Origin of the sequence: Pseudonocardia sp. EV170527-09 (assembly GCF_008369905.1) — a bacterium.
In the GTDB taxonomy this organism is placed as follows: domain Bacteria; phylum Actinomycetota; class Actinomycetes; order Mycobacteriales; family Pseudonocardiaceae; genus Pseudonocardia.
This window is the reverse complement of the sequence record NZ_VRMC01000243.1, coordinates 1-1,276: the sequence shown is the minus strand read 5'-3', so window position 1 is coordinate 1,276 and position 1,276 is coordinate 1. Positions and strand designations below refer to the sequence as shown.

Here is a 1,276-nt window from a genome sequence, read left to right as displayed (position 1 = left end):
TCCGCGGGAACTGCGCCAACAGAGCCCGCACCTGCGGCTCGACCGCATCAGCCAGCGAACCCCGCGGGCCCCGTTCCCGCCGCGGTGGGCCCGGCGCCCGCAGCGCCGAACGCACCGTGTTCCGCGCGACTCCCAGCCGGCGGGAGATCTCCTTGATCGGGACACCCTCCGCCCGATGCAGACGACGGATCTCGGACCAGTCCTCCACCGACAACACCCCCTCAGCGTCGCCCAGAAGGGGTCAATCCCAATCCGACGTCAGGGGGTCAGTCTCAGGCCGTCGTCGACACCTGTCCTATTCGCGGGATCCGTTCGTCTGTTTCACCACCAGCCAGGACCTGGGCACGTTCTTCGACTGCCACCGCCGGGCGTTCGCCCACTTCGGCGGCGTTCCCGCAGCGATCGTCTATGACCGCACCAAGACCGTGGTCCGCCGCCACGTCGCGCCGGGCAGAGCGGTGCCGCTGCACCCGCAAGCGGCGGCGTTCGCCGAGCACTACGGGTTCGCCATCGACGTGCTGGCCGCTTACCGCCCGACCGGCAAAGGACGAGTGGAGCGTCAGGTCGCGATCGTCCGCGAGCACGTCCTGGCCGGGCGCAGCTTCTTGTCAACGGCGGCTGAAAACTGAGCAGAAGTCGACGCCTGAAAAGTCACCACCCAGGCCTGGTCTCAGTCGGTGGTGCGGTCCTTGATGAGGAGTTCCCGGCGGGCGCGGGTGCGGTAGGACTCCCCGGACAGAGTGAGAACTTCGGCGTGGTGGACGAGGCGGTCGATCATGGCTGCGGCGACGACGTCGTCGGAGAACGTCTCGCCCCAGCGGCCGAAGGGCAGGTTCGAGGTGACCATGACGCTGGCTTGTTCGTAGCGTGAGGCGAGCTTGGCCCCCTGCGCCGGACACTGACGGTGTGGGGTCAGTGATCTTGGTGTGGCGGGGTGTGGGCTGTTTCGTAGTCGGCTGGGCTGAGCATCCCGATGCTGGAGTGGCGCCTGATCGGGTTGTACCAGCACTCTATCCACTCGAATATCGCATTGGCAAGATCGGCGCGGCTTTTCCAGGATCTGGAGTCGAGTAGTTCCAGCTGCATCGTCCCCCAGAAGGACTCGACCATCGAGTTGTCGTAACAATCGCCGACCGAGCCCATGGAACCGACTAGTCCCGCCTCGATCAGTCGGCGCCCGAACGCCCAGGACGTGAATTGCCTGGGTTCAACCGATCGTTGCAACACCGGGTTGTCAGGCTGAGCGTAGCTGCTCTTCGAACACTTCGGCGGGGGT

The 1,276-nt window shown here is 66.1% G+C and carries 4 protein-coding genes; 1 reads left to right on the top strand and 3 read right to left on the bottom strand.

What is annotated here, in order from left to right:
* On the bottom strand, positions 1-217 hold a 217-nt coding region (locus FVA95_RS28820; RefSeq protein ID WP_193564260.1), incomplete at its 3' end, for a sigma factor-like helix-turn-helix DNA-binding protein.
* On the opposite strand from FVA95_RS28820, the gene FVA95_RS33365 reads away from it, so the two are divergent.
* Positions 117-629, top strand: coding sequence for a DDE-type integrase/transposase/recombinase (locus FVA95_RS33365; RefSeq protein WP_370460890.1), 513 nt, complete (start codon positions 117-119; stop codon positions 627-629). The two genes, FVA95_RS28820 and FVA95_RS33365, sit on opposite strands and share 101 nt — an antisense overlap.
* 41 nt (positions 630-670) lie before the next feature.
* Here FVA95_RS33365 and FVA95_RS33740 read toward each other — a convergent pair whose 3' ends face one another.
* Both FVA95_RS33740 and FVA95_RS28805 read right to left on the bottom strand, forming a co-directional pair.
* Entirely contained in the window at positions 671-1,009 is a 339-nt protein-coding gene (locus FVA95_RS33740; protein ID WP_304627193.1) for an ATP-binding protein, read from the bottom strand.
* Positions 913-1,143 carry an integrase core domain-containing protein gene (locus tag FVA95_RS28805; RefSeq protein ID WP_161992450.1) on the bottom strand — a complete coding sequence of 77 codons (231 nt, stop codon included), beginning with the start codon at positions 1,141-1,143 and terminating at the stop codon, positions 913-915. The genes FVA95_RS33740 and FVA95_RS28805 overlap by 97 nt, the downstream gene beginning before the upstream one ends.
* Between the last annotated feature and the right edge of the window lie 133 nt (positions 1,144-1,276).